This window comes from Streptomyces sp. NPDC001851, from assembly GCF_040297165.1.
Taxonomy (GTDB): domain Bacteria; phylum Actinomycetota; class Actinomycetes; order Streptomycetales; family Streptomycetaceae; genus Streptomyces.
This window is the reverse complement of the sequence record NZ_JBEOYR010000004.1, coordinates 1-24,159: the sequence shown is the minus strand read 5'-3', so window position 1 is coordinate 24,159 and position 24,159 is coordinate 1. Positions and strand designations below refer to the sequence as shown.

The 24,159-nt window shown below is 74.6% G+C and carries 18 protein-coding genes; 6 read left to right on the top strand and 12 right to left on the bottom strand.

Annotated features, from left to right (window positions below):
- Nucleotides 1-4: 4 nt before the first annotated feature.
- From ABT171_RS06765 to ABT171_RS06725, 9 genes are all read right to left on the bottom strand, one after another.
- Entirely contained in the window at nt 5-961 is a 957-nt protein-coding gene (locus tag ABT171_RS06765) for a carbohydrate ABC transporter permease (RefSeq protein ID WP_351240553.1), read from the bottom strand.
- Nucleotides 955-2,295 (bottom strand): extracellular solute-binding protein, encoded by a 1,341-nt coding sequence (locus ABT171_RS06760; protein WP_351240551.1) that lies wholly within the window; start codon nt 2,293-2,295, stop codon nt 955-957. Before ABT171_RS06760 ends, ABT171_RS06765 begins: the two co-directional genes overlap by 7 nt.
- A complete protein-coding gene (locus tag ABT171_RS06755; RefSeq protein ID WP_351240549.1) occupies nt 2,292-3,281 on the bottom strand; it encodes a GNAT family N-acetyltransferase in 990 nt (329 codons plus the stop codon). The genes ABT171_RS06760 and ABT171_RS06755 overlap by 4 nt, the downstream gene beginning before the upstream one ends.
- 33 nt (nt 3,282-3,314) lie before the next feature.
- Entirely contained in the window at nt 3,315-4,511 is a 1,197-nt protein-coding gene (locus ABT171_RS06750) for an exo-beta-N-acetylmuramidase NamZ family protein (protein WP_351240547.1), read from the bottom strand.
- A gap of 102 nt (nt 4,512-4,613) precedes the next feature.
- Complete coding sequence (locus ABT171_RS06745) at nt 4,614-6,983, bottom strand: glycoside hydrolase family 65 protein (RefSeq protein WP_351240545.1); 2,370 nt, start codon at nt 6,981-6,983, stop codon at nt 4,614-4,616.
- Between the two features lie 2 nt (nt 6,984-6,985).
- On the bottom strand, nt 6,986-9,085 hold the full coding sequence (locus ABT171_RS06740) for a xanthine dehydrogenase family protein molybdopterin-binding subunit (protein ID WP_351240543.1): 2,100 nt from the start codon (nt 9,083-9,085) through the stop codon (nt 6,986-6,988).
- Between the two features lie 22 nt (nt 9,086-9,107).
- Complete coding sequence (locus ABT171_RS06735; RefSeq protein WP_351240541.1) at nt 9,108-10,103, bottom strand: FAD binding domain-containing protein; 996 nt, start codon at nt 10,101-10,103, stop codon at nt 9,108-9,110.
- Nucleotides 10,100-10,639 (bottom strand): (2Fe-2S)-binding protein, encoded by a 540-nt coding sequence (locus ABT171_RS06730; protein WP_351240539.1) that lies wholly within the window; start codon nt 10,637-10,639, stop codon nt 10,100-10,102. The genes ABT171_RS06735 and ABT171_RS06730 overlap by 4 nt, the downstream gene beginning before the upstream one ends.
- A gap of 87 nt (nt 10,640-10,726) precedes the next feature.
- Complete coding sequence (locus tag ABT171_RS06725; RefSeq protein WP_351241093.1) at nt 10,727-12,592, bottom strand: ABC transporter ATP-binding protein; 1,866 nt, start codon at nt 12,590-12,592, stop codon at nt 10,727-10,729.
- A gap of 96 nt (nt 12,593-12,688) precedes the next feature.
- Here ABT171_RS06725 and ABT171_RS06720 point away from each other — a divergent pair, with 96 nt between their 5' ends.
- Nucleotides 12,689-13,663 carry a lysylphosphatidylglycerol synthase transmembrane domain-containing protein gene (locus tag ABT171_RS06720; protein ID WP_503074413.1) on the top strand — a complete coding sequence of 325 codons (975 nt, stop codon included), beginning with the start codon at nt 12,689-12,691 and terminating at the stop codon, nt 13,661-13,663.
- Nucleotides 13,664-13,845: 182 nt separating this feature from the next.
- Nucleotides 13,846-14,610 (top strand): crotonase/enoyl-CoA hydratase family protein, encoded by a 765-nt coding sequence (locus ABT171_RS06715; RefSeq protein WP_351240535.1) that lies wholly within the window; start codon nt 13,846-13,848, stop codon nt 14,608-14,610.
- Between the two features lie 195 nt (nt 14,611-14,805).
- Here the strand turns inward: ABT171_RS06715 and ABT171_RS06710 are convergent, their stop codons facing one another.
- The 3 genes from ABT171_RS06710 to ABT171_RS06700 are packed head-to-tail and all read right to left on the bottom strand — an operon-like array spanning nt 14,806 to nt 18,997.
- Nucleotides 14,806-16,164 (bottom strand): FAD-dependent oxidoreductase, encoded by a 1,359-nt coding sequence (locus tag ABT171_RS06710; protein WP_351240533.1) that lies wholly within the window; start codon nt 16,162-16,164, stop codon nt 14,806-14,808.
- On the bottom strand, nt 16,161-17,570 hold the full coding sequence (locus ABT171_RS06705; protein ID WP_351240531.1) for an FAD-dependent oxidoreductase: 1,410 nt from the start codon (nt 17,568-17,570) through the stop codon (nt 16,161-16,163). The genes ABT171_RS06710 and ABT171_RS06705 overlap by 4 nt, the downstream gene beginning before the upstream one ends.
- Nucleotides 17,567-18,997 (bottom strand): FGGY family carbohydrate kinase, encoded by a 1,431-nt coding sequence (locus ABT171_RS06700; protein ID WP_351240529.1) that lies wholly within the window; start codon nt 18,995-18,997, stop codon nt 17,567-17,569. Before ABT171_RS06700 ends, ABT171_RS06705 begins: the two co-directional genes overlap by 4 nt.
- A 226-nt stretch (nt 18,998-19,223) precedes the next feature.
- On the opposite strand from ABT171_RS06700, the gene ABT171_RS06695 reads away from it, so the two are divergent.
- The 4 genes from ABT171_RS06695 to ABT171_RS06680 all read left to right on the top strand — a co-directional run bounded on the left by ABT171_RS06695 (nt 19,224) and on the right by ABT171_RS06680 (nt 24,066).
- Nucleotides 19,224-20,210 (top strand): hypothetical protein, encoded by a 987-nt coding sequence (locus tag ABT171_RS06695; protein WP_351240527.1) that lies wholly within the window; start codon nt 19,224-19,226, stop codon nt 20,208-20,210.
- 74 nt (nt 20,211-20,284) lie between these two features.
- The gene (locus ABT171_RS06690; RefSeq protein WP_351240525.1) at nt 20,285-21,817 is read left to right on the top strand and encodes an amino acid permease; all 1,533 of its coding nucleotides are present in this window, start codon (nt 20,285-20,287) and stop codon (nt 21,815-21,817) included.
- 177 nt (nt 21,818-21,994) lie between these two features.
- The gene (locus ABT171_RS06685) at nt 21,995-23,089 is read left to right on the top strand and encodes a mechanosensitive ion channel family protein (RefSeq protein ID WP_351240523.1); all 1,095 of its coding nucleotides are present in this window, start codon (nt 21,995-21,997) and stop codon (nt 23,087-23,089) included.
- 86 nt (nt 23,090-23,175) lie between these two features.
- Nucleotides 23,176-24,066 (top strand): restriction endonuclease, encoded by an 891-nt coding sequence (locus ABT171_RS06680; protein ID WP_351241091.1) that lies wholly within the window; start codon nt 23,176-23,178, stop codon nt 24,064-24,066.
- Nucleotides 24,067-24,159 lie beyond the last annotated feature (93 nt).

The following is a 24,159-nucleotide window of genomic DNA, read 5'->3' as shown; positions in this document are numbered from 1 at the left end:
CCCCTCATGCGTCCTCCCCCTTGCGCCGGAAGATCCACAACTGCGCCAGGGTGACCAGGAGGACCACCACGAACAGCACGAAGGCGGCGGCGCTCGCGGTGCCCCAGTCGCCGTAGCTGAAGGCCTGCCGGTACATCTCCAGCGCGGCCACATCGGTCGCGTCACCCGGCCCGCCCTGGGTCATCACGATGATCAGCGCGAAGGACTGCAGGCCGGTGAGGAACTGGGTGACGCACACGAACAGCAGGGACGGTCGCAGCAGCGGCAGGGTGATCCGCCAGAAGACGGTGCCGGGCCCGGCGCCGTCGAGCGCGGCGGCCTCGTAGTACGACTCGGGAACGGACTTCAGCCCGGCGGTCAGGACGAGGACCGCCGAGCCGACCGACGCCCAGGCCTGGACGACCACGACCGAGGGCAGCGCGGTGTCCGGGTCCTGCAGGAACGCCACCGAGCCGAGCCCGAGGGCGTTGAGGACACCGTTGACCAGACCGCCCGGCTCGTACATGTACTTCCACACGTTGCCGACGGCGACGACGGTCGTGACGATCGGCAGGAAGTACAGGGTGCGCCACAGCCCCTGGAACCGCAGCTTGTCGATGCAGGTGGCGACGAGCACCGAGCCGGCGAGCGCGAGGGCCACGGTGCCCAGGGCGAACAGCAGCGTGTTGGTGAGGACCGGCGCCAGGAACGTCGAGCCGTCCGCGAAGAGGCCGGTGAAGTTGTCCAGGCCGACCGGGTCGATGTCGCCGAGCTCGAACCCGGTCCAGCGGGACATCGACAGCAGCAGCGCGAAGCCGAGCGGCAGGATCAGGAAGACCGCGAAGAACAGCAGCGCCGGTGCCAGGAAGAGGTAGGCGACGGCGGCCTGCCGGTGCCGGCCACGGCCGGCCGGCGCCGGGGCGGCGGGCTGCGACGCGGCCGCCGTCCGGTCGGCCGTCTCCGGCGCCAGGGCGTTCACCATGAGCGCGACACCTCCTGGTCGACCTGGCGGCGGATGGTGCGCAGTGTCCCGTCGACCGACTGCTGACCGGTCCACAGCGCCTCGATGTTCTTGCGCAGCAGCGACTTGGCCTGCTGGGCGCCGGGCACGTTCGGCTCCGGCACCGCGTACGCCAGCGCGTCCAGGAACGGGCGCAGGTTCGGATCGCCGCCCCGGCCCAGGAGTGTCCGCATGTCGTCGGCGCGGCCGGTCAGGGAGCCGACCGACACCTGCAGGGCACTCATCCGGGTCGCCCTGCCGTGTGTGACGCGCACCTTGCCGGTGTTGAGCCAGCGCAGGAACTCCCAGGCCTCGCGGGGGTGTTCACTGGCCGTGTTGACGCCCAGCATGAAGCCGGTGGAGAGCGTGGCGCGCGGGTCGTCCGCCTCGGGGACGGGTACGGGCGCGACGCCGACATCGCGGTAGTCCCTGCCCATCAGGGGCTTCAGGCTCCCGGTCCACCAGCCCGCGCTGATCACCATGGCCACCCGGCCGGAGGGGAACGCCTGGTAGACGTTGACGCCGGGGTCGCTCGCCCCGCTGCCGACGAGACGGTGCTCCAGTTCGAACACGGTCCGTCCGGTCGGCCCGTCGAGGGCGGTGCGCCTGCCGTCCGCGGAGACGAATCTGCCGCCGGCGGCGTTGAGCAGGGCGAGGGTCTGGCCGACGGTGGTGGAGTCGTCGTAGGCCGACAGCCCGAACCCCTGGACCAGCGTGTTGCCGTACCGGTCCCGCCTGGCGGTGCGGTAGGCCGTCTCCTCCAGCTGGCGCCAGGTGTTTGGCGGGCCGGGGAAGCCGGCCTCGCGCAGCAGGCGCCTGTTGTAGTAGAGGGCGTACGTCTGCATCTCGGTGGGGTAGCCGTAGACCGTGCCCGCCACCGACGCGGCGGCGACCGCGGCCGCGCCGTAGCCGCGCCTGATCTCCTCGGCGTGCTCGGACGGGGCGGGCCGCAGGACGCCGGCCCGGACGAGCTGGCCGTTCCACAGGCAGTACGGGTGCAGGATGTCGGCGCCCTGGCCCGCGGCCTGCCGGACCATGAGCGTGGTCAGCAGGTCCGTGAACTCGACGGCCTCCGTCCGCACCTTGACCCGGTCGTGCGTGGCGTTCCACTCGTCGACCGGGCCCTGCAGGGCCTGCTTCTGCTCCCCGCTCGCGTAGTGGGAGAGCAGGGTGAGGACGACCGGGTCCCCGGGCCGCCCGGTGCCCCGGTGCGGCGCGGCGCACCCGGCGGCGAGCAGCGCGGAGGGGAGCGTGAGGGCGAAGTGACGGCGGCTCAGCCGGCCGGTGTGCCGGGGGCCGTGGGATGACGGCGTCACCGGGCGGCCTCCCGGCGCAGCACGCGGAACACCCGGGTCGTGGTGAAACCCGCGTTGCGGTACAGGTGGCCCGCGGGAGACCGCTCGCCGGTCCACAGGAACCACGCGCCGTGCGCACCGCGGGCCCGCATCCGCTCCAGGACCAGGTGGAGCAGGACCTTGCCGATTCCGGTGCCGCGCGCCTCCTCCCGTACGCCGAACGGGCCGAACCGTTCGTCCGCCGACGCGTAGGCGCCGTGCATCGCCCAGCCGACCAGGCGGTCCGAGGGGTCCCGGGCGATGACGATCCGGTCGGGCGGGGTGCCCGCCGCGAGGCACTCCCGGATCGCACGCGCCCAGTCCGGGTTGAAGTGGTTCCCGGCCAGCGCGACCAGCTCCACCAGGTCGTCGTCGAGGGGGGTGCCGAACCGGTGGCCGCACGCCGTCAGTTCGGCCAGGCGGGAGGCGACCTCGTCCGGGATCCGGTAGCCGACCAGGCCGCGGTCCATCGCCGCCGCCTCGTAGAGCGTGCGGAAGCCCAGGGATGCGAGGAGCCGCGCCGCTTCCGGGTAGGTGTCGGCGTCCAGGCCGGGGAGCACGTAGTTCGGGGTGTACGAGGAGAAGTCCACCCGGGTGCGGCCGTGGCCCTGCAGCCAGTCCAGGGCGTCGGTCAGCAGCCGGCGGCCGAGGCCGCGTCCACGGGCGGCCGGGTCGACGAAGAAGAACGGGATCCAGCCCTGCTCCGGCTCCAGGTCGGTGCCGGTCATGGGGGTCAGCCGGCGCACCGCGTAGGCGGCGCCGACGACCCGGTCGCCGTCGACGGCGACCCGCAGCCCCTCGGGGTCGAAGTTGGCGTCGAGCAGCACCAGGGAGCGGAAGCGGTCCGGGCTGATGGGGTCGGCCGGCGCGCTCCGCCGCCATGTCTCCACCAGCTTCGGCCCGTCGCCCGACCGAAAGCCACGCGTCGTGGCCCGGGACGTCGTGGTGGGGGTCGTGCGATCGGTCATCGACGGGATCGTCCTTCGCGGGCGCGTCGGTTCTCAGGCGTACAGCAGTGCGTCGGCGCCGGCCCAGTGGACGGGCGGGGCCGGCGGGTCGCACAGGGACAGCGGGTCGGCGCCCGCGTCGATGGTGCGCCGCAACCGGTCGGAACCCCACAGCAGGTCGATGAAGTGACGGTGGCCGGTCCGCTCCGCTCCGCCGTCCACGGGGTGCCAGGCGAAGTCGTCCGGGTACAGCCGCCGCAGTGTGGCGAGCATCGCGACGGCGGTGCGTACGGGAGCGAACGCCTCGCGGTCGGTGAGGTGGAGCTGGACCCCGCGCAGCGGCCGTCCGGCGTGTTTGTGGAAGGTCGGTACGTACCGCAGATCACGGAAGTGCACTCCCGGCAGGGCGAGTTCGGCGAGCGCGGGCGCGAACCGCGCGTCGATGTACGGGGCCCCGACGATCTCGAAGGGCTGTGTGGTGCCCCGGCCCTCGGAGAGGTTCGTGCCCTCGAACAGGCAGGTGCCGGGGTAGACGGCGGCGGTGGCGGGCGTCGGGATGTTCGGCGAGGGCGCGACCCACGGCAGGCCGGTGGCCCCCGCGTCCATGGCGCGCCGCCAGCCGGTCGCCTCGATCACCGTCAGGTCGGCGCCCCGGCCCGCGGCCCGGGGCACCACCGACGCGTTCAGATACCGGGCGAGTTCACCGCAGGTGAGGCCGTGCCGGACGGGTGTCGGGGCACGCCCGACGAAGCTGGCCCAGGCCTCCTCCGGCAGCGGACCCTCGCTGACGAGTCCGCCGAGCGGGTTCGGCCGGTCGGCGACCACGAACCGTACGCCCGTGCGGGCCGCCGAGACCATCAGGTCGAACATGGTCCCCAGGTAGGTGTAGAACCTGGCCCCGACATCCTGCAGGTCGTACACCAGGGCGTCGACGCCGCTGTCGAGCAGCAGGGCGTCCAGGCGTGCGCCGCCGCGGCGGTAGGTGTCGTGGACCGGCAGGCCGGTGACGTCGTCGGTCCGCGCGTCCTCGCTCCCGCCGGCCTGAGAGGTGCCGTGCAGCCCGTGCTCGGGGCCGAACAGGGCGACCAGCCGCGCGCCGGCCTCCAGCAGCGCGGGCGCGGCGGGGCGCAGGTCGGGCAGGACGCCGGCGTGATGGGTGACCAGCCCGAGCCGGCCGGGTCCGGCGAGCGCGGGCGACGCGTGCAGTCGTGCGATGCCGGTCGTCACCGCGACGCGGTCGTCCGTGCTCATCCTGGGCCCCGTCTGCCGGTGACGTCTCGAAGCGGTTGCCGGAAATTTACTGGCATGTCTGTGAATTTGGCAATGAACCACTCACAGGGAGTGCCGACGGCTTCACTCCGGTACGACCAGCTGCGCCGTCTCCCCCGGTCCGACCGGTACGACCCGGTCGCCCAGGCAGATGTCGATGAGTGAGCGGTCGGAGGCGGGGACGGCGATCTCCAGCAGGCCGCTGCGCAGGCGCAGATGGACGCCCCAGTGGCCGTGGTAGCGGACGGAGAAGCCGTAGGAGGAGAGTTCGGGCAGCGGGACCGGGTCGAGGTACAGGGCGCCGCTGCGGGTCTCCAGGCCGGTCAGTCCGCGCTGGACGAGGTCGAGGGTGCCGGCCATGGCGCCCAGGTGGATGCCCTCGCCGGTGGTGCCGCCCTGCAGGTCGGCGATGTCGCCGCGCAGCGCCTCCTGGACGAACTCCCAGGCGCCGGCGCGGCGGCAGCGGGCCAGCACCCAGCCGTGGACCAGGCCGCTGAGGGTGGAGCCGTGGCTGGTGCGGTGCAGGTAGTGGTCGACGGTCGCGGTCCAGGTCCGCTCGTCGAGGTGGTGGCCCAGCCGGCCGAGGAGCGAGCGGAGTTCGGCCGCCGAGAAGAGGTAGCCGAGCATCAGGACGTCGGCCTGTTTGGACGCCTTGTACCGGTTGACGGTGTCGCCCTCCGCCTCCAGGATCCGGTCCAGGCGCCGGATGTCGCCGTACCGGCTGCGGTAGCCGTGCCAGTCCAGCTCGGCGAGGTCGCCGTAGCCCTCGAACTGGCTGATCACGCCGTCGTGGAAGGGCACGTGCAGGGTGCGGGAGATCTCCTCCCAGCGGGCGGGCTCGTCCTGGTCGAGTCCGGCGTTCTCGGCGAGTTCGCGGCGGCGCGGCTCGGGCAGGAGGTCCAGCAGCTCCAGGGCGCGGGCGAGCACCCAGGCGGCGGTGACGTTGGTGTACGCGTTGTCGTCCAGGCCCGGTGCGGCGGCGCCGGGGTAGGCGTCGTGGTACTCGTCGGGGCCGACCACGCCCCGGATGCGGTGCCGGCCGAGGCGGTCGTCGTAGTCGGCCGAGTCCGCCCAGAAGCGGGCGATGTGCAGCAGCATCTCGGCGCCCTCGCCGTGCAGGAAGTCGATGTCGCCGGTCGCCTCGCAGTACTGCCAGATGTTGTAGGCCACCGCCGAGCCGACGTGGTGCTGCAGCCGGGAGTGGTCGGGCAGCCAGCGGCCGGAGCGGGGGTTGAGGTGGAGCTGCTGGGTCTCCTCGCGGCCGTCGCTGCCGCTCTGCCACGGGTAGAGCGCGCCGCGCCGGCCGAGGTCCCGGGCCGACTGGCAGGCCGCGTCCAGGCGGCGGTGGCGGTAGTGGAGCAGGGCGCGGGAGACCTCGGGCAGGTGCAGGTTGAGGTAGGGCAGGACGAAGAGTTCGTCCCAGAAGACATGGCCGCGGTAGGCCTCGCCGTGCAGTCCGCGCGCGGGGACGCCGACGTCGAGGTCGGCGGTGTGCGGCGAGAGGGTCTGCAGCACGTGGAACAGGTGCAGGCGCAGGATGCTGCCCGCCTCGCCGGGGACCTCCAGCGCGGTGCGCCGCCACAGCTGCTCCCACGCCGCGGCGTGCGCCTCCTGCAGCGCGTCGAAGACGGGGGCGGCGCCGACGCGGTCGACGGCCGCCTGCAGCGGGTCGCCGATGGCCGGGTCGTGGGAGGTGTGCAGCGCGACGGTCTTGTCGACGGTGACGGTGCGGCCGGGCGCCAGGCGCAGCCGCACGTGCTGGACGGCGCGCTCGGGTTCGGGTACCAGCAGCACCGGCGCGTCGGCGGTCAGCCGGGCGGCGAGGCCGAACTCGATGCGGGAGGTACGGGTGTGGCAGCGCAGCCATACGGTGTCGTGTGCGGCGATGCCCGTCCGCACGTGCATGAGGTGCCGGCCGTCCAGGTCCCGGTAGCGGGCCACGCCGGAGTTGGTGACCCGTCCGTCGAGCGCGGCCTCCACCTCCAGGTCGAGGCCGCCGCCCTCGACGGTGAACTCGGTGCGCAGCGCGCCGAGATGGGGGTCGGCGAGGTGGACGAGCCGCAGCTGGCGCACCTGGAGCGTGGCCCCGCCGTCCAGGCCGTAGCCGGTGCGGCGTTCCAGCAGGCCGGGGTCGAGGTGGAGCATCTGGTGGTGCTCGGTGACGGGGGCGGTGTCCGGGGTGAGCCAGGCGCCGCCCGCCGGACGGAAGCGCAGCGGCAGCCAGTTGGGGAGGTTGACCATGTCCTCGTTCTCGACCCGGCGTCCGGCGACCTCGGAGGTGAGCCGGTCGTAGCAGCCGGCCGCGTAGGTGCCCGGGTAGTGGATGTCGTCGGCGGTGCACTCGGGCAGTGCCCCTCGGGTCGCGAAGTAGCCGTTGCCCAGGGTGCACAGGGACTCCCGCAGGCGTTCCTCCTCGGGGCGGTAACCGTCGTACTCCCAGGTCGGTCCCGGCACCGTCACACCCCGGCGAGCAGGCCGGTGAGGATCCGGTCGGGGGTGAGGGGCAGCTGGCGGAAGCGGATGCCGGTGGCGTGGTGGACGGCGTTGCCGATGGCGGCGGCGGTGCCGACGATGCCGATCTCGCCGATGCCCTTGCTGCCCATGGGGTTGAGGTGCGGGTCGTCCTCGTCGATCCAGTCGGCCTCGATGCCGGGGACGTCGGCGTGCGCGGGCACGTGGTAGGAGGCGAGGTCGGCCTCGGTGAAGTCGCCGAACGCCGGGTCCGTCGTGCTGCCCTCGGTGAGGGCCATGCCCAGGCCCATGGTCATGCCCCCGGTGAACTGGGAGCGCGCGGTACGGGCGTTGAGGATCCGCCCGGCGGCGAAGATCCCGAGCAGCCGCCGTACCCGGGTCTCGCCGGTGACGGTGTCGACGGCGACCTCGGCGAAGTGGGCGCCGAAGGCGTGCCGGGCGTAGGGGCTGTCGGCGTCGGCCCGCCCGGCGGTGTCGGCACGGGTCTCGACGCCGTCGGCGGGCAGCGGCCCGGTGTGCGCGCCGAGCCGGGACCTGAGCTCCGCGCACGCCTCGTGCACGGCCCAGCCCCAGGAGGCGGTGCCCATGGAGCCGCCGGCGAGCCAGGCGGACGGCAGGTCGCTGTGCCCGATCTCGGTGCGGACCCGGTCGAGGGGCGCGCCGAGGGCGTCGGCGGCGATCTGGGCGAGGACGGTACGGGCCCCGGTGCCGATGTCGGTCGCGTTGATCCGGACGGCGAAGGTGCCGTCGGGCAGCGCCCGGGCGGTCGCGGTGGCCGGGACGGCGGCGGCCGGGTAGGTGGCCGCGGCCACGCCGGTGCCGATGAGCAGGGGGCCCTCGCGGCGGACACCCGGCCGTGGGTCGCGCCCGTCCCAGCCGAAGCGGCGGGCGCCCTCGCGCAGGCACTCCACGAGGTGCCGGCTGCTGAACGGCTTGCCGCTGCCGGGCTCGCGCTCGGGTTCATTGCGCACCCGCAGCTCCACCGGGTCCATGCCGAGCGCGTCGGCGAGTTCGTCCACGGCCGATTCCAGCGCGTACATGCCGGGTGCCTCGCCGGGTGCGCGCATCCAGGACGGGCTCGGCACGTCGAGCGGGACCACCCGGTGGGCGCTGAGCAGCGCCGGGGCGGCGTACATGACGCGGGCGGGCACCGCGGCCTGTTCCACGAACTCCCTCACGCGGGAGGTGTGGGTGGTCACCTCGTGCAGCACGGCGGTGAGCCGGCCGTCCGCGTGCGCGCCGAGGCGCAGCCGCTGCACGGTGGGGGCGCGGTGTCCGACCGTGGTGGGCAGGTACCGGCGGGGGTAGGCGAGGGTGACGGGCCGGCCGGTGTGACGGGCGGCCAGCGCGGCGAGGACGACGTCGGGGCGCGGGGTGCCCTTGGAGCCGAAGCCGCCGCCGACGTGCTCGCAGACCACGGTGACCCGGTCCTCGGGCAGCCCGAACAGCTGGGCGAGGACCTCCCGCACGGTGGTACCGCCCTGGCTGGAGGTGTACACGGTGAGCCGGTCCCCGTCCCAGTGGGCGGTGCTGGTGTGCGGTTCCATGGGGTGGTTGTGCAGCGGCGGCACCCGGTAGACGGTGTCGACGCGGACCTCGGCGGCGGCGAAGGCGGCCTTCGGGTCGCCGTGCTCGACACGGCCGGGGTAGCCGGCGTTGGCCTCCTCGGGCTCGTAGGCGTCCGGGTGAGCGGGGTCCAGGCCGACGTCGTGGGGTTCGGCCGCACAGGTGACGCGGACGGCCCGGGCGGCGTCGCGGGCCGCCTCCGGGGTCTCGGCGACGGCGAGGGCCACGCACCAGCCGCGGTGCGGCACGTGCGGGCCCTGCAGGACGGCGAGCGTGGCGTCCTCCGGGTCGGCGAGCCGGGGCGCGTCGAACGGGGTGAGGACGGCGAGGACGCCGGGCAGGGCGAGGGCGGCCGTGGTGTCGACGGCGGTGACCCGGCCGCGCGCGACCGGCGCGGGCACGGGCCAGGCGTGGGCGCGGCCGGGCAGCGGGTACTCGGCGGCGTAGCGGGCGGCGCCGGTGACCTTCTGCCGCCCTTCCCGGCGCTCGACGCCGGCGCCCAGGCTGGTTGCGGTCATGGGATCCTCCTGCTGTGGCCGCTCAGGCCGCCGCCGGTGCCGGGGCGAGACGGTTCAGGACGTCCAGGGCGAGGTTGTGGGCGAGGGACACCTTGTAGGCGTTGTCCCGCAGCGGCTCGGCGTGCGCGAGTTCCAGGTCCACGGCGCCTTCGAAGGCGGCGGGCGTGGCGGGTGCGCCGAGCAGGGCCAGCTCGGTGTGCCGGGCCCGCCAGGGCCGGTGGGCGAGCCCCCCGAAGGCGATGCCCACCCGGTCGACCACGCCGCCGGTAACCCGCAGCACGACGGCCACGGAGGCGAGCGCGAAGGCGTACGACGCCCGGTCGCGGGCCTTGCGGTAGGCGGACGGTACGCCGGCGGTCGCGGCCGGGAGCAGCACGCCGGTGATCAGTTCGCCGGGGCGGATCCAGGTGTCCCGCTCGGGGTGCTCGCCCGGCAGCCGGTGGAAGTCTGCCGCGGGGAGGCGCCGGGTGCCCTCGGTGCCGTACAGCTCCACCTGGGCGTCGAGGGCGGCGAGGGCGACGGCCATGTCGGACGGGTGGGTGGCGATGCAGTGCGGGGAGTGGCCGAGGACCGCGTGGTCGCGGTGGACGCCGTCGCGGGCGCCGCAGCCGCTGCCCGGCTCGCGTTTGTTGCAGGGTTTGTCCAGGTCCTGGAAGTAGGGGCAGCGGGTGCGCTGCAGCAGGTTGCCGCCCGTGGTGGCGGCGTTGCGCAGTTGCCCGGAGGCGCCCGCGAGGAGTGCCTGGGACAGCGCCGGCCAGCGGTCGCGGACGCGCGGGTCGGCGGCCAGGTCGCTGTTGCGGACGGTGGCGCCGACCCGCAGCGAACCGTCGGGCAGCTCCTCGATCGTGTCCAGCGGCAGCCGGCCGACGTCGATGAGGACGGCGGGGCGCTCCACGCCGAGTTTCATCAGGTCGACCAGGTTGGTGCCGCCGGCCAGATAGCGGGCGCCGGGGTGGGCGGCGTACGCCTCGACGGCCTCCTGGACGCCGCCGGGCCTGAGGTATCCGAAGCCGTTCACCGGATCACGTCCTCGACCGCCTCGACGATGCGCGGGTAGGCGCCGCACCGGCACAGGTTGCCGCTCAGCCGCTCGCGGATCTCGGACCGGTCCAGCGGGACGGGCCGGCCGGAGGGGGCCGCGGGGTCGGTGACGTGCGACGGGTGGCCGGCCGCGGCCTCGGCGATCATGCCCAGGGCGGAGCAGATCTGCCCCGGTGTGCAGTAGCCGCACTGGAAGGCGTCGCGGTCGAGGAAGGCCCGCTGCAGCGGGTGCGGCTCCTCGCCGTCCCCGCCGAGGCCCTCCACGGTGGTGACCTCGCTGCCGTCGAGGGCGACCGCGAGCAGCAGGCAGCTGTTGAGGCGGCGGCCGTCGACCAGCACGGTGCAGGCACCGCACTGGCCGTGGTCGCAGCCCTTCTTCGACCCGGTGAGGCCGAGATCCTCCCGGAGCAGGTCCAGCAGGGTGCGCCGGTGGTCGATGTGCAGGGTGTGGGGTTTGCCGTTGACCCGGAGGGTGATCTCCGAGTCCGGAGCCGGTTCGTGTGCGCTGGTCATGGCAGGGATGGCCTTCCGGACGGGCCCTGGTGCCGTGCAGACCGCGTATCCACGCGACGGCGCCTCACACGTCCGGAGGGGACCCGCTCAGACCGACGGCACCTCGGCGAACTGCGTCCGGTAGAGCTCCGCGTACCGCCCCTCGGCAGCCAGCAACTCCTCGTGCGTGCCCCGTTCCACGATCCGGCCGGACTCCACGACCAGGATCCGGTCGGCTGCCCGCACCGTGGACAGCCGGTGGGCGATGACCACGGCCGTACGCCCCTCCAGGGCCTCGGTGAGCGCCTCCTGGACGGCCGCCTCGGAGGTGTTGTCCAGATGGGCGGTGGCCTCGTCCAGGATGACCACGCGCTGCCGGGCCAGCAGCAGCCGGGCGATGGTCATCCGCTGGCGTTCGCCGCCGGAGAGCCGGTAGCCGCGCTCGCCGACCACCGTCTCCAGTCCGTCGGGCAGGGACCGTACGACCTCGGCGAGCCGCGCCCGGCCGAGCGCGTCCCACAGCTCGTCGTCCGTGGCATCCGGCCGGGCCAGCAGCAGATTGGCGCGGACGGTGTCGTGGAAGAGGTGGCCGTCCTGGGTGACCATGCCGAGCGTGCCGCGCAGGGAGGCCGCCGTCAGGTCGCGGACGTCCGTGCCGCCGATGCGGACGGCGCCCGCGTCCACGTCGTACAGGCGCGGCAGCAGCTGGGCGATGGTGGACTTGCCGGCGCCGGAGGAGCCGACGAGGGCGACGGTCTCGCCGGGTTCGGCGCGGAAGGAGATGCCGTGCAGGACCTCGGCGCCGCCGCGGGTGTCGAGGGCGGCGACCTCCTCCAGGGAGGCCAGGGAGACCTGGTCGGCGGACGGGTAGGCGAAGCGGACGTCGTCGAACTCGACGGCGACCGGGCCCTCGGGGACCTCGACGGCGTCCGGCTTCTCCTCGATGAGCGGCTTCAGGTCCAGGACCTCGAAGACCCGCTCGAAGCTGACGAGCGCGCTCATCACCTCGACCCGGGCTCCGGCCAGCGCGGTCAGCGGCGCGTACAGGCGGGTCAGCAGCAGGGCGAGGGAGACGACCGCGCCCGCCTGCAGGGTGCCGTGCAGCGCGAACCAGCCGCCGAGGCCGTAGACGAGGGCCAGCGCGAGGGCGGAGACCAGGGTGAGGGAGGTGATGAACACCGACTGGGCCGTGGCCGTGCGCACCCCGATGTCCCGCACCCGCGCGGCGCGGGCGGCGAACTCCGCGGACTCCTCCTCGGGGCGGCCGAACAGCTTGACCAGGGTGGCGCCGGGCGCGGAGAAGCGCTCGGTCATCCGGGTGCCCATGGCCGCGTTCAGCGCCGCGGCCTCCCGCTGCATACGGGCCATGCGGGTGCCCATGCGGCGGGCGGGCAGCACGAACACCGGCAGCAGCACCAGCGCGAGCAGGGTGATCTGCCAGGACAGGGTCAGCATCACCGCGAGGGTGAGCAGCAGGGTGACCAGGTTGCTCACGACGCCCGACAGGGTGTTGGCGAACGCCCGCTGGGCGCCGATCACGTCGTTGTTGAGACGGCTGACCAGCGCTCCCGTACGTGTCCGTGTGAAGAACGCGACGGGCATGCGCTGCACATGATCGAACACAGCCGTTCTGAGGTCGAGGATGAGCCCCTCCCCGAGCGTCGCCGACAGGCGGCGCCCGAGGATGCCGAGCCCCGCCTCCGCGAGCGCGACGAGCGCGATGAGCAGGGAGAGCCGGACCACCGTGCCGGAGTCGTGCCCCGCCACGATCGCGTCGACGACGCGGCCGGCGAGCACGGGGGTGGCCACGGCGAGCAGGGCCGTCACCACCCCGAGCAGCACGAAGCGGACGATGCCCGCGCGGTGCGGGCGGGCGAAGGCGGCGATGCGGCGCAGCGTGGCGCGGGCGAAGGGACGGCGTTCCGACTGCGCGTTCATCACGCTGTGCAGCTGCGTCCAGGCGGTGGTCTCCATGCTCATGGAAGAGAACGTAGAACCTCGACCTTCGTTGAGGTCAATGTTCCTGTCTTTTCACCCTCTGTTGGGATGGCGCGGAGAACCTCTGCGGATGTGACCGCCGTCCCGCTTCCCCCACTGCCGCGGGGGCGCCTCCCCCGTCGCGTCCCCGTCCGCCGGGTGCTGTGCCTGGTGCCGCTCGCGCTCGTCGCCGTGGTCGCCGCGCGGAACCGCGCCCTGCTCGCCGAGGGCCTCGGCCAGCTGCGCACCGCCTCCTGGCCGTGGCTGCTCGCGGCGGCCGGTGCAACCTGTCTGACCTGGGTGGCCGCCGCGGTCACCCGCCAGGGTGCGGTGCTGCAGCCGCTGCCGAAGGGCCGGCTGCTGGCGACCCAGTTCGCGGCGGCCTCGGCCAACCACCTGCTGCCCACCGGGCTGGGCGCGGGCGCGGTGAACCTGCGCTTCATGACCGTGTGCGGGGTGCCGCTCGCCCGGTCCTCGGCCGCGCTCGCCCTGTACCTGCTGGCCGAGTCCGTGGGCCGGCTCGGTCTGCTGTCCGCGCTGCTGCTCGCCTTCCCCGGCGCGCTGCGGCTCGGCCCGCTGCTGCCGGACGGTTCGGCCCTGCCGCTGCTGGTGGGCGCGACCGGCCTGCTGGCGGTGGCGGTGGCCGTGGTCGCCCTGGTACGGCCGCTGCGCACGCGCGTGTGCGCCTTCGTGCGGGCCGCACTCGGCGAGGCGCGGTCGGTGCACACCCGGCCGGCCCGCGCGCTGGCCCTGTGGGGCGGCTCGCTGGCCTTCCCCGCCCTGCAGGCGGCCGGCCTCGCCGCGGTCGGGCAGGCGCTGCGGCTGCCGGTGCCGCCCGCCCACATGGCGCTGGCCTATCTCGCGGCGACCGTCGCGGTGGCGCTGGTGCCCACTCCGGGCGGCCTGGGGTCGGTCGAGGCGGCGCTGGTGGTGGCGCTGGTCGCGGTGGGCGGCCCGGCCGCGGTGGCCACGGCGGTGGTCCTGGCCTACCGCATCATCACCGTGTGGCTGCCGCTGCTGCCGGGGGCGTTGACGCTGGGGGCGCTGGTCCGGCTGAAGGTGATCTGAGCGAGCGGCCCGGGGACCTCGGCAGCAGCAGCCGGTGCCGCCCGCACGACCGTGGTGGCCACGACGGGCGGTTTCCCCTTCACCCGTGCTCCTGGCGCGGGCCGGATGGCACAGTGACCCCACCAGCCAAGGTGATCCGCCCGGGGGGACACGTGCCTCTTCGGACAGAAGGGGAGGCCCTCATGCCGGTCCGCGTGGAACGTGACGGACACGTCACCACCGTCGTCCTGTCCCGCCCCGGGGCCCGCAACGCGGTGGACGGCCCCACGGCCGCCGGACTCGCCGCCGCCTTCCGGGAGTTCGAGGACGATGACGACGCCCGGGTCGCGGTGCTGTGGGGTGAGGGCGGCACGTTCTGCGCGGGCGCGGACCTGAAGGCGATCGGCACCGGGCGCGCCAACCGGGTGGCGGAGGACGGGGACGGTCCGATGGGGCCGACCCGGATGCGGCTGTCGAAGCCGGTGATCGCGGCCGTCGCCGGACACGCGGTCGCGGGCGGCCTCGAACTGGCCCTGTGGTGCGATCTGCGGGTCGCCGAGGAGGACGCCGTGTTCGGGGTGTACTGCCGGCGCTGGGGAGTGCCGCTGATCGACGGCGGCACGGTACGGCTGCCCCGGCTGATCGGAGCCGGCCGGGCCATGGACATGATCCTCACCGGACGGCCGGTACCGGCCCCCGAGGCGTATGGGATGGGGCTGGCCGACCGCGTGGTGCCGACGGGACGCGCCCGCGCCGAGGCGGAGGCGCTGGCCGCGCACATCGCCCGTTTCCCCCAGGCCTGCCTGCGCAGCGACCGCGCGTCGGTCCTGGACCAGCAGGGGCTGGACGAGGAGACGGCGATGCGCGGTGAACTCCGCCACGGCCTCGGCGTCTTGGCGCAGAGCGCGGAGGGCGCCGCCCGCTTCGCCTCGGGCGCGGGCCGGCACGGGTCGTTCACGGACATGTGACCGCGGGCGGCGTCCCGCGGACCGGCGCGGGGTGCCCACGCGTGCCACCGGCCGGGGGCGGGCCCGCGTACGGGCGCGGCCGATGTCTCCGGCTCGTACGCGCGTGCCGCCCGACGCTCACCCGTCGGCGCCCGCCCCGGGCGCCGGCCGCGCCCACTGACCGCCCGGTGCGCCACGGCGGGCGCTGCCGGACGGTCAGCCGGTGCTCACCCGCACCTCGCCGCCCTCCGGGTCGACCCGGTCGTGCCAGCGTGCGGTGAGGGTCAGGGTGCGGTTCGGCAGCGCGGGGCCGGGTCCGGGCCGCTCGTGGTGCAGGAGACGGCCGTCCTGGTGGATCCGCAGGACCGGGCGGGTCAGCGGGGCGCCGGTGCGCAGGACGTAACGGGCGGGCGGCGCGTCCTCGTTGACGCGGTTCGGGGCGATCCAGCGCAGCGGTGCGTCGACGACGAGCGGTGTTCCGGGACCGGGCCAGGGGGCGCCCGAGAGGAAGTCCAGCACGGCACCGGCGGCCCTGGCGCCCTCAGCGGCCGCCGTACCGGCGCGTTCGACGGCGTGCAGGAGGTTCCCGGCGGCGAAGACCCCCGTCCGCGAGGTGCGCAGGGCGCCGTCGACGGCGGGGCCGCGGGTGCCGGGGTCCAGGGCGAGGGCGCCGCGGCGGGCGAGTTCGTGGTCGGGGACGAAGTCGCCGGTGAACACGACGGTGTCGCAGGCCAGTACGGCCGTACGGCCGTCGCGGTGCCGGACGCGGACGCCGGACAGGCGGCCGTGGCCGAGGAGTTCGGCGACCGTGGTCCGCGTCAGCAGCGGGATGCCGTGCCGCAGCCGGGCCGTCCCGGCGCGGGCCCGGCCGGTCTGGGCCCGCTCGTGTTCCGTGACCAGGGCGACGACCTCGGCCCCGGCGGCGCGTACGGTGGCGGCCGCCGCGTACGAGACGTCCTCGGCGCCGACGACGACCGCGCGGGTGCCGATGTGCTGTCCGAACAGATGGACCGCCTGCTGGAGTTCACCGGTGGTGTAGACGCCGGCGGGGCGGGTGCCGGGCACCAGCCGGGCACTGCGCGGGCGTTCCCTGGCCCCGGTGGCCAGGACGACGGCCCGCGCCTCGATCGTCTCCGGGCCGCCGGGGCCCACGGCGTGGAGCACCGGGCCGCCACCGGGGCCGGCGGGAGCCGCACCGGCCGGCACCGGCCGGGCGGTTTCCCCGGGCGCCATGGGGGACGGCGCGGACGCCCCCCGGCCGGGCACGCCCGGCCCCGGCCCGGCCGCCGACGCACCGGTCTCCCTCCAGTCCAGGACCGTCACCCCGGTCCGGATCACCGCGCCCGCGCGGCCGGCGGCCTCTGTCAGCCGGCCGGCGTACCGGGGACCGGTCAGCGGGCGCGTCCACGTGCCGAAGCCGCCGTGGGCGCAGTGCCGTGGGATTCCGCCGGCCTGCTGCTCGCGCTCCAGCACCTCGACGCGTCCGGCACCGGCGGCGGCCAGCCGGGCGGCGGCCACGAGTCCGGCGGGGCCGGCTCCGACGACGAGGACGTCGACCTGGCGAGGGCTCGTCATGGGCGGCTCCCTGGACCCCGTTCGAGCAGGTCCCGTACCGCCGCCCCGCAGAAGAAGCCCTGGCAGCGGCCCGCGCCGGCGCGGGTGCGGCGGCGCAGGCCCGCCAGGGTGCGGGGCGGGATCGTGGCGGCGAGGGCGTCGCGGATCTCGGCCCGGGAGACGCGCTCGCAGTGGCAGACGAGGATGCCGTACTCGGGGTCGGCGGCGATGAGGCCGGGCCGTTGGCAAGGGCGCGGAAGGGCCTCGCCGAGGTGGGGCATGGTCACCGGTGCCGGCTCGCGCACCGGGCCGAGGTCGAGCCCGGTGCCGGCCAGCAGGCCGGTGACGTGGGCGGCGATGGCCATCGACGCGGTCAGGCCGGTGGAGCGGATGCCGCCGACGGTGACGTACCCCTGCTCGGGGTGGGCGGCGATCCGGTAGTCCTCCTGCCCGGTGGCCGCGCGCAGCCCGGCGTAGACCGCGGTGACCTCCTCGTCGAGCAGGGCGGGCAGGATACGGCGGCCCTTGTCCCTGAGGCCGGCCAGTCCCTCGGCGGTGGAGCCGGTGGCCCGCTTGTCGTCGAGGTCCTCGGCGGTGGGGCCGAGCAGCACGTTGCCGTGGACGGTGGGCGCGACCAGGACGCCCTTGCCGAGCGCGGTCGGGACGGGCAGCAGGATGTGCCGGACGAGCGGGCGGGCGAGCTTGTCGTACACCAGGAGCTGGCCGCGGCGCGGGGTGACGGTGAAGTCCTCGTGGCCGAGCAGCCGGTCGACGGTGTCGGCGTGCAGCCCGGCCGCGTTGACGAGCCGGCGGGCGCGCAGGGGTCCGCGGGACGTGGTCAGACGGTGACCGTCCTCCCACGCGGCCTGCCGGACCGCGGTGTTCAGGTGCAGGTCCACTCCGGCGCGGACCGCCTGGGTGGCGTACGCCAGGGTCGTCGTCCAGGGGCAGACGATGCTCTCGCCGGGTACGTGCAGGGCGCCGAGCGCTCCGGGGCCGAGGCGGGGTTCGCGGGCGTACAGGTCACCGGGGCCCAGCACGGCCGTCTCGCGGTAGCCGTTGCGCCCGGCCTTCTCGGCCAGCCGGGGCAGGGCGGCCAGCTGTTCCTCGTCCCAGGCGACCAGCAGGGCGCCGACGCGTTCGACGGGGATGCCGGTCTCCGCGGCGTACGCGCCCAGCCGGTGGTAGCCCTCGCGGACCAGCCGGGCCTCCAGGGTCCCGGGCGCCGCGTCGAACCCGGTGTGCAGGATCGCCGTGTTCGCCTTGGACGTGCCCTGCCCCACATCGTCCTGGGCGTCCACCAGGGCGACGCTCAGCCGGGGCCGGCGGGCGAGTTCGCGGGCGAGGGCGCAGCCGACGACTCCGGCGCCGACGATCACGACGTCGTACGTCCGGTCCGGCAGCGGGCCTTCCCGGCTGACGGTCATGAGCCGAGCAGGGCGGCCACGGCGCTGCGGAAGCGGGCCCGGTGCTCGGCGGCCTCATCGGCGGTGATGCGGGGTTCGTACACGGCGGCGGGCTTCCAGTCGGGCAGTACCTGTCCGACGGACCGGGTACGGTCCGCCCCGAGGCGGGCGAGGGCGGCCGCGCCGAGGGCCGTCGCGTCGGGCAGCGCGGACACCTCGACGGGGCGTTGCAGCAGGTCGGCCTGGGTCTGCATGAGCAGGGCCGAGCGGGTCAGACCGCCGTCGACGCGGAGCGTGTCCAGCGGGGTGCCGAGGTCGGCGGCGGCCGCGTCGGCGAGTTCGGCGACCTGGGCGGCGATGCCTTCGCACAGGGCGCGCACCAGCTGGCCGGGGCCGGTGTCGAGGCCGAGTCCGGTGAGCGAGCCGCGCAGGTCGCCGCGCCACCAGGGGGCGGCGAGTCCGGCGAGGGCGGGGACGAAGGTGACACCACCGCTGTCGGGGACGGCGCCGCCGACGGGGTCGAGGTCGGCGGCGGAGGAGATGACGCCGAGGTCGCACAGCCAGCGGACGGCGGAGGCCGCGGTGTAGACCTGGCCGTCCAGGCAGTAGCCGGTAGCGCCGGCGAGCCGCCAGGCCACGCAGCTGACCAGCCCGGAGCCGCCGCGCCGGGGGCGGTCGCCGGTGTGCGCGAGCAGGAACGCGCCGGTGCCGTAGGTGCACTTGGCGGCACCGGGCGCGGTGACGCGCTGGGCGAGCAGGGCGGCCTGCTGGTCGACGGCCAGACCGGTGAGCGGGATCTCGTAGCCGAACGCCGTGGTCGTGCCGATGTACTGGGCGTTGTCGGTCACCCGCGGCAGCCGTTCGTCCGCCAGGCCGTACACCTCCAGCGCCCGCGGTGACCACTGCGCGGTGTCCAGGTCGAGGAGCTGGGTGCGGCCGGCGGTCGCGGCGTCGGTGACACAGGCGCCGGTGAGGCGGTGGACCAGCCAGGCGTCGGAGGTGGTGACCACGCCCTCGCGGGTGAGCCGGCGGCGGATCCAGGCCATCTTGGGCGCGGCGAAGTACGGGTCGAGGGGCAGGCCGGTCAGCTGCCGCAACTCCTCGGCGTACGGCGAGAGTTCGGCGCACACGGTCTCGGCGCGCCGGTCCTGCCACACCAGGGCGTCGGTGAGCGGCCGGCCGTCGGCCGGGTCCCAGGCGAGGACGGTCTCGCCCTGGTTGGCGAGGCCCAGGGCCGCGACGTCCTCGCCGGCTTCGTCGAGCGCCCGCCGCCCGGCGTCGACCACGGAGTCGTACAGCTCGGCCGGGTCCACCTCGACCCGGCCGCCGGGCAGATACCGGGGGCGGACCTCGGCGAAGGCGGAGCCCAGGACGCCGCGCTCCGGGCAGACCACGAGGGCCTTCGTGCCGGACGTGCCCTGGTCGACGGCGAGCACCGGCTCCGTCATCACGCCTTCTCCCGCTCGGCCCCGAAGATCACATTGCGTCAGCCTGCCGTTGCGCCGCGCCCACGTCAAGCAGCTCCGGACGGTCAACTGGCCCGGAAAGTTGGTTGAGTTGACAACAATGGCATGGCGTAACCCGCGCCTCTATAGTGACCGCCGACCAGCGAACCACCTCTCCATCCCCGGCCACAGGAGGGCTGTTGCCGCGCCACCCCGGGACGGACGGCTGATGGCCGGAGAAGGCCCCCGCCCCTCCTACGACCCCGCCGGCCCCGACCACGCCCTGCGCGCCGCGCTCCAGGACCTGCGCACCGGCCGCTGGATGGCCATGCGCGCGCTGCTCGCGGACACCGCGCACGGCCCGCAGTGGACGCGGCGCACCCAGGTCCTCGCGACGGCCGCCGCCGGCACCGACGTGGTGCGCGCCTGGCGCGCGGAGGAGCCGGACAGCGTGCACGCCGCGGTGATGCACGCGCGGGTCGGCGTGGAGCGGGCACTGCGGGCCCAGCGGGAGGGGCACCGCCGTACCCACGAGCTGTGGATCGAGGCCTGGGACGCGGCCCAGTCCGCCACCCGGATCGCCCCGCGGGACCCGGTGCCCTGGGTGTGCCTGCTGGCGCTGGCCCAGCTGGACCCGGAGCAGCGGTGGCCGGAGCACCGGGTGCCCGCGCCCGAACCGGTGCTGCCACCGGGTCCCTGGGGGCTGCTGGCCGAGGCGGACAGCCGTGACCCGTACAACCGCGAGGCCCACCACCGGATGCTGCAGTTCCTGTACGCGCGGGGCGGCTCGGGACGGCTCGCGGAGGCCGCGGGCTACGCGCAGTGGGCCGCCGCGCAGGCCCCGACCGGTTCCGCACTGCACGTGCTGCCGCTGTACGTCCGTGTCGAGCGCTACCGGCGCGACAGCGGTCACGACGCGGCGCTCGACCTGCACTGGGTGGCGGAGGACGCGGCCCGTGAGGCGGGGCGCGCCCTGCGGTCCTGGTTCGAGCACACGGACCCGGCCGAGCGCTCCCTGCCGGACCTCAACCACCTGGCCCACGCGCTGTGGGGCTCGCTGCGGTTCCCCGACGCGGCGAGGGTGTTCGACGCCATCGGCCCCTACTTCACACCCCAGCCGTGGATGTACCGCACGCCCGACCGCTCCCGTGCCGCGGAGGTCTTCACCCGGGCCCGGGAGCGCTGCCGCGCGGCCGCGGACGGCTCCCGCCCCTGACGGCCCCCCCCCGATCCGGCGAAAGGTCCTGAACGCTCCCTGTCCGCAAGCCCGTCGACCCCGGAGGTCCCCCCATGTCCCCCACCCCCGATCCCGTGCCCTCCCCGGGCCTGCCGCAGCAGGACGAGGAGCAGCGGCTGCGTGAGCTCGGCTACCGGCCGGTGCTCGCCCGCCGCATGGGCGGCTTCGGCAACTTCGCGATCAGCTTCTCGGTGATCTCGGTCCTGTCCGGCTGCATGACCCTGTACGGCTTCGGCCTGAACACCGGCGGCCCCGCCGTGATGCTGTGGGGCTGGGCCGGCGTCGGCCTGTTCGTGCTGTGCGTCGGCCTCGCGCTCGCCGAGGTCACCAGCGCCTATCCGACCTCGGGCGCCCTGTACTACATGGCGGACCGGCTCGGCGGCCGGCGCTGGGGCTGGTACACCGGCTGGCTGAACCTGCTCGGCCTGCTCGGCGCGATCGCCGGTATCGACTACGGCGCCGCGCTGTTCACCGGCGCGTTCGCGAACCTGCAGTGGGGCTTCACGCCGACGCCCGGCAGGACCATGCTGATCTTCTGCGCCATCCTGCTGCTGCACGCGGTGCTGAACCTGTTCGGCGTCCGCCTGGTGAGCCTGCTCAACTCGGTCAGCGTGTGGTGGCACCTGGCGGGTGTCGCGCTCATCGTCGGCGCGCTCGCGATCGTCCCCGGCCACCACCGGTCGGCGTCCTTCGTGTTCACGAAGTTCGCCAACGAGACCGGCTGGCACAACCCGCTGTACGTGGCGGCGATCGGCCTGCTGCTCGCGCAGTACACCTTCTCCGGCTACGACGCCTCCGCGCACCTTTCCGAGGAGACCTCACAGGCCTCGGTGTCCGCGGCGCGCGGCATCGTACGGTCCATCTGGGCGTCGTGGATCGCCGGGTTCGTCCTGCTGGCCGGACTGACCTTCGCCATCCAGGACTACGACGCCACGCGCACCACCGCGACGGGGGTGCCGCCCGCGCAGATCCTGCTCGACGGCCTCGGCACCGGCGGCGCGAGCGCACTGCTGCTGGTCGTCATCATCGCCCAGCTGTTCTGCGGCAACGCCGAGGTCGCGGCGGCCAGCCGGATGGTGTTCGCGTTCAGCCGGGACGGCGCGCTGCCCGGCTCGCACCTGTGGCGGACGGTCAGCGCCCGCACCCAGACACCGGTCGCCGCCGTGTGGCTGTCGGTGATCGTCGCCGGTGTCCTCGCCCTGCCCTCGCTGTACTCGGCGACGGCGTACAACGCGGTGACCGCCATCAACGTCATCGGCATCACGCCCGCCTACGCCATCCCCGTGCTGCTGCGGCTGCGCGCGGGCGACCGGTTCCGGCCGGGGCCGTGGCGGCTGGGGCGCTGGAGCAGGCCGGTCGGCTGGATCGCGGTGCTCTGGGTGGCGTGTGTGACCGTGTTGTTCTGCCTGCCGCAGGCCTCACCGGTCACCGTCGACACGATGAACTACGCCTCGGTGGCGCTCGCCGTCGTCCTGGTCCTCGCGACCGTCTGGTGGTACGTCGCCCGCCGCTCCTACGGCACCCCCACCACAGCCGCGTACGGCAGCGACCGCGAGCAGGCCGAACTCGCGGAGGGCATCGTCTGAGCCACCCTGCCCGAAGAGCGCCGGTCCCGGTACGAACCGGTGCGCGGGATACGGCAGGATGAACGATCGCGCCGGTCACCGGAGTTCCCGGGCCGGCGCGTTCGCACTTCCCGCACATCGAGCAGGTGACAACGTGACGAGACTTCCCCACGCCGCAGCACGCCCCGGAGGTGGCCGGTGAACCGCGCGCTGACCCTGGACGACCTCGTCCTCGCCGGAATCGCGGTGGCGGCGGGCCTGTTGCTCGCCTTCCTGTCCCGCACCCTGCTGCGCTGGCTCGCGAAGCACGCCAAGCGGACCCGCTGGAGCGGCGACGACGTCATCGTGGACGCGCTGCGCTCCGTCGTGCCCTGGGCGGCGATCGCGGGCGGAGCGGCGGCGGCCGCGGTGGTACTGCCGCTGACCCGGGCCGTCCATCAGCACGTCAACCAGATCCTGGAGGTGTGGCTGATCTTCGTGGTGACCCTGTCGGCGGCCCGGGTGATCGCCGGTCTGGTCCGCACGGTCACCCAGTCCCGCTCGGGCGTGGCGGGTTCGGCGACCATCTTCGTCAACATCACCCGGGTGCTGGTCCTGGCGATCGGCTTCCTGGTGGTGCTGCAGACGCTGGGCATCTCCATAGCACCCCTGCTGACCGCCCTGGGCGTCGGCGGTCTGGCCGTGGCCCTCGCGCTGCAGGACACCCTCGCCAACCTCTTCGCGGGCATCCACATCCTGGCCTCCAAGACCGTCCAGCCCGGCGACTACATCCGCCTCGGCAGCGGCGAGGAGGGGTACGTCGTGGACATCAACTGGCGCCAGACGACGGTCCGCCAGCTGTCCAACAACCTGGTGGTCATCCCCAACGGCCAGCTCGCCAAGGCCAACATGACCAACTACACGCATCCCGAGCAGCGGTTGACGGTGCTGGTGCAGGTCGGCGTGGGCTACGACTCCGACCTGGAGCACGTGGAGCGGGTCACGGCGGAGGTCGTCGCCGAGACCATGCGCGAGGTGGAGGGCGCCGTACCGGAACACGAGCCCGCCATCCGCTTCCACACCTTCGGCGACTCCCGCATCGGCTTCACGGTGGTCCTCGGCGTCGGCGAGTTCAGCGACCAGTACCGGATCAAACACGAGTTCATCAAGCGCCTCCACCGCCGCTACCGCGCGGAGGGCATCACCATCCCGGCCCCCGCCCGCACCGTGGCACTGCAGCAGGGCGCGGTGGTGATCCCGCAGCAGCGCAGCGGGGAGGGCCTGGTCACCGGCGACCGTCCCGTCGCCGACTAGCCGGGCAGGTACCGCGAGAGCATTCCGCGATCTTGGGCATGCGTAGACAGAAGATCTTCGTCGTCGCCGTCCAGGAGGTAGTGGGGATGACCATACCCGTGCGCCGGGTCCGGGCCGCGGAGCGCGGCCGGCGCTTCGATCTGCGCACCACCGCGATGTTCTTCCTGCTGCTGGCGGTCGTCCTGTGCGTGTGCGCGTTCCTGGCACGCACGGCGGCGGGGGTCGTCGAACGCCGTCCGCTGTGGGCGGGGGTGCTGGCGGTGCTCGGTCTGGCGGTCGCGCTGAGGTTCCCGTCGCGGTGGCGGCGCCTGTCCGCCGCGAGGTGCGCCCGCCGGGCCGGACGGGCCCTGGAGGAAGCGGCCGAGAAGGCGTCGGCCTGCCTGGACGCCGGTACCACCGCGACGCAGGCGGCGGTCGCCCCCACCCCACCGATCGGCGCGCCGGCCGAGCCGACCGGCGACGCCGCTCCGGCGGACCCCGCGCGGGGTGCGGCCCCTCTCCCGCCGGCCGCCGCTCCGGCGAGGACGCCGCCGCAGCAGCCGGACGACGCGCAGCCCACCGCTGCTGCCGGCAGCGCCGCGGGCTACGCCGGGCTCGACCCGGACGGTTTCGAGCAGGCCGTGGCGGACCTGTGTGTCCGCGACGGCTGCGGCGAGGTGGAAGTGGTGGGAGGAGCCGGTGACCTGGGGGCGGACATCGTCGCGGTCGCCCCGGACGGGCGGCGGGTGGTCATCCAGTGCAAGCAGTACGGGTACGCCAACAAGGTCGGCTCCCAGGACATGCAGCGCTTCGGGGGCACCTGCTTCGCCATCCACGAGGCCGACGTCGCGGCGGTCGTCACGACGAGCGACTTCACGGCACCCGCGCTGGAGTACGCCCGTCAGTGCGGGATCGTCTGCATGAACGGCGACGATCTGGATGCCTGGCACGCCGGCACGGCGCCGGGTCCCTGGCACCGGACACCCCCCGGACCCTGAGCGGAGTACGACGTCGTACTCCCCCCAAGGTGCCCGGGGCCGGCCGGGGCACCCCCAACCCCCGCGACCCAAACGGAAAGAGGGGGGGTTGGG